The following is a 4,026-nucleotide window of genomic DNA, read 5'->3' on the forward strand; positions in this document are numbered from 1 at the left end:
CTGACATTTGAGCATTTGAAGGCTGAGGTTTCGTCTGGCGAGATTGATACGGTATTGGTTTGTCTGGTTGACATGCAGGGCCGTTTGATGGGGAAGCGGTTTCATGCGGGTCATTTTGTTGCGGGTGCTTGGGAAGAGACGCATTGCTGCAATTATCTGCTGGCGACGGATCTCGAGATGGGGACGCCGGATGGGTATGCGTCGACCAGTTGGGAGCGGGGCTATGGCGATTATGTGATGAAGCCGGATCTGAGCACTCTGCGCCCTGTACCGTGGCTGGAAGGCACGGCGATGGTGATGTGCGATGTGCTGGATCATCACACGCATGAAGAAGTGCCACACGCGCCGCGCTCGATCCTGAAGCGTCAGGTGAACCGGTTGAAGGCGATGGGTTATGACGCGATGTGCGCCACCGAGCTGGAGTTTTTCCTGTTCGAGAAAAGCTTTGATCAGATCCGCAAGGAAGGCTTTCGCGACCTTGAGCCGATCTCGGGGTACAACGAAGACTATCACATCCTTCAGACCACCAAGGAAGAGCATGTGATGCGCCCGATCCGCAACCATCTGTGGGATGCGGGGATACCGGTCGAGAACACGAAAGGTGAGGCCGAGACCGGGCAGGAAGAGCTGAACATCAAATATGCGCCTGCGATGGAGACGGCCGAGTATCACTCGATCGCCAAGAACGCGGTGAAAGAGATTGCCTGGCAGCATGGGCATGCCGCGACCTTCCTGCCGAAATGGCATCATGAGAAAGTGGGCAGTTCCAGCCACGTGCATCAGTCGCTCTGGTCCGAGGGGCGGCCGATCTTTTTCGACGAAAAAGACCCGCTCGGCATGTCGGATGTGATGAAAAGCTACATGGCGGGTCTTTTGAAATACGCCGCCGATTACACCTGTTTCATGGCGCCCTACATCAACAGCTACAAGCGGTTCATGAAGGGGACCTTTGCGCCGACGCGGATCATCTGGTCGGTGGACAACCGCACCGCCGGGTTCCGCCTGTGCGGTGACGGCACCAAGGCGGTGCGGGTGGAATGCCGTATCCCGGGCTCGGATATGAACCCCTATCTGGCGATGGCTGGGATGCTGGCGGCGGGGATCGCTGGGATCGAAGAAGGGCTGGAGTTGCAGCCGCCGACCACGGGCGACGTCTATCAGGGAGAGACGGGGATGATCCCGGGCAATCTGCGCGCGGCGCGAGATGCGCTGCATGGCTCGGCGATGTTGCGGGCTGCGATGGGAGATGACGTTGTCGATCACTATGCGCGCGCGGCCGAGGTTGAGATCGAAGAGTTTGAGCGCGTGGTGACCGATTGGGAAATTGCCCGCGGGTTTGAGCGGGCTTGAGAGGGTGAAAGCGAGGGGCCAGCCCCGCCGCCATCGGCGCTCGAACCAATGGCGCACCAATGGCGGCCCCAGAGATATTTATGGCCAGATGAAGCAGGGATCCTGCTCTCTTTAGAGATGGAGTGACTATGGGGCAGATGTTGCAATGTGTCTCGCCGATTGATGGGTCGGTCTATGCCGAGCGCGAGGTGTTGTCGCGGGAGGCCGCGTTTGAGGTTGCGGGCCGGGCGCGGGCCGCACAGGCGGCTTGGGCGGCGCGGCCCTTGCGGGAACGCATTGATCTCGTGATGGCGGGTGTGGCTGCTGTTGGCGCGATGAATGAGGAAATCGTGCCCGAGTTGGCGCATATGATGGGTCGCCCGGTGCGCTATGGCGGTGAGTTTGGCGGCTTCAACGAGCGCGCAAGCCATATGGCCGGGATTGCCGAAAGCGCATTGGCTGATATCGCGGTGGGCGAAGATGAGACGTTCAAGCGCTATATCAGGCGCATCCCGCATGGGGTGGTGTTTGTGGTGGCGCCCTGGAATTATCCTTACATGACGGCGATCAACACGGTGGCCCCGGCGCTGATCGCGGGTAATACGGTGATCCTGAAACACGCCACGCAGACCCTGCTGGTGGGCGAGCGTATGGCGCAGGCCTTCCATGCAGCGGGTGTGCCGGAAGACGTGTTCCAGAATGTCTTTCTGAGCCATGACGTGACCAACGATCTGATCGCGGGCAATGCGTTCGACTTCGTGAACTTCACCGGCTCGGTCGGCGGCGGCCAGGCGATGGAGCGCGCGGCGGCGGGCACCTTTACCGGCGTCGGGACTGAGCTGGGCGGCAAGGATCCGGGTTATGTGATGGACGATGCCGATCTGGAGGCGGCGGTTGAGACGCTGATCGACGGGGCAATGTTCAACGCGGGCCAGTGCTGCTGCGGGATCGAGCGGATTTATGTGCATGAAAGCCTGTATGACGACTTCGTCGCCAGGGCGGTGGAGATCGTGAAGGGCTATAAGCTGGGCAATCCGCTGGACGCTGAGACCACCATTGGCCCGATGGCCAATGTGCGCTTTGCCGATGAGGTGCGGGCGCAGATTGCCGAGGCGGTCGAGGCTGGTGCGGTGGCCCATATCGACATCTTCCCCGAGGATGATGGCGGCGCATATCTGACGCCGCAGATCCTGACCAATGTCACCCATGACATGCGGGTGATGCGGGATGAAAGCTTTGGCCCGGTAGTGGGCATCATGAAAGTGTCCTCGGATGACGAGGCCACCCGGCTGATGAATGACAGCGCGTTTGGCCTGACGGCGAGCCTCTGGACCCGCGATCTGGACCGTGCAGCGCGGGTGGGCGACCAGATTGAGACGGGCACCGTCTTCATGAACCGGGCCGATTATCTGGATCCCGGCCTGTGCTGGACCGGCTGCAAGAATACCGGGCGCGGCGGCGGTCTCTCGGTCATTGGCTATCACAACCTGACACGTCCCAAATCCTATCACCTGAAAAAGGTCACGGGCTAAGGACGCCGGCCTGCCTCGGAATGACCCCCTCGCCGGGGCAGGCCTTTTGACACGAAGGAAAGCAAACATGTCACTTGTTGGAAACTGGTCTTATCCAACCGCAATCAAATTCGGGGCCGGGCGGATCAATGAATTACCCGAAGCCTGTGCTGCGGCCGGCATGAAGAAGCCGCTGCTGGTCACCGACAAGGGGCTGGCCGACCTGCCGATCACCACCGCGACGCTGGATATCATGGAGACCGCCGGTCTGGGCCGGGGTCTGTTCGCGGATGTGGACCCGAACCCCAATGAACAGAACCTCGAGGCCGGTGTTGCGGCCTATAACGCGGGCGGCCATGACGGGGTGATCGCTTTTGGCGGCGGCTCGGGGCTGGATCTGGGCAAGATGGTCGCCTTCATGTGTGGTCAGACGCGCCCGGTCTGGGACTTTGAGGATATCGGCGATTGGTGGACCCGAGCGGATGCCGATGCCATCGCGCCGATCATCGCCGTCCCCACAACCGCCGGGACCGGGTCCGAAGTGGGGCGCGCCAGCGTCATCACCAATTCTGAAACCCACGCCAAGAAGATCATCTTCCATCCCAAGGTGCTGCCGACCGTGGTGATCTGCGACCCCGAGCTGACGGTGGGCATGCCCAAGTTCATCACCGCAGGCACCGGTCTGGATGCGTTCGCGCATTGTGTCGAGGCGTTCAGCAGCCCGCATTACCACCCGATGTCTCAGGGCATCGCGCTGGAAGGAATGCGGCTGGTCAAGGACTACCTGCCACGTGCCTATGCGGACGGCACCGACATCGAAGCCCGCGCCCAGATGATGAGCGCGGCGGCGATGGGGGCCACCGCCTTCCAGAAAGGCCTGGGCGCCATCCACGCCATGAGCCACCCCGTCGGCGCGGTGTTCAACACCCACCACGGCACCACCAACGCGGTCTGCATGCCCGCCGTGCTCGAGTTCAACGCGCCAGTCATCGCCGACCGCTTCCAGCAAGCCGCCGCCTATCTGGGCATCGACGGCGGCTTCGACGGCTTCCGCAGCTTCGTGCAAGAGTTCAACGACAGCCTCGCCATCCCCCGCAAACTCTCCGACCTCGGCGTCACCAAAGCCGCCATCCCCGAACTGGTCCAGGGCGCAATCATCGACCCCTCATGCGGAGGGAATCCGATC

The 4,026-nt window shown here is 61.6% G+C and carries 3 protein-coding genes; all 3 read left to right on the plus strand.

Going from position 1 to position 4,026, the window contains the following annotated elements; all coding sequences use genetic code 11:
• Positions 1–1,350: glutamine synthetase family protein (locus ACR0KC_RS22210; protein WP_480707755.1), on the plus strand; the 1,350-nt coding region annotated here is incomplete at its 5' end.
• A gap of 128 nt (positions 1,351–1,478) precedes the next feature.
• Positions 1,479–2,861 (plus strand): aldehyde dehydrogenase family protein, encoded by a 1,383-nt coding sequence (locus tag ACR0KC_RS22215; RefSeq protein WP_480772364.1) that lies wholly within the window; start codon positions 1,479–1,481, stop codon positions 2,859–2,861.
• A 67-nt stretch (positions 2,862–2,928) separates the two neighbouring features.
• Positions 2,929–4,026, plus strand: a 1,098-nt coding sequence (locus tag ACR0KC_RS22220; RefSeq protein WP_170819531.1) for an iron-containing alcohol dehydrogenase, incomplete at its 3' end; no start/stop codon positions are given.

The organism is Ruegeria sp. CF3 (genome assembly GCF_056537365.1).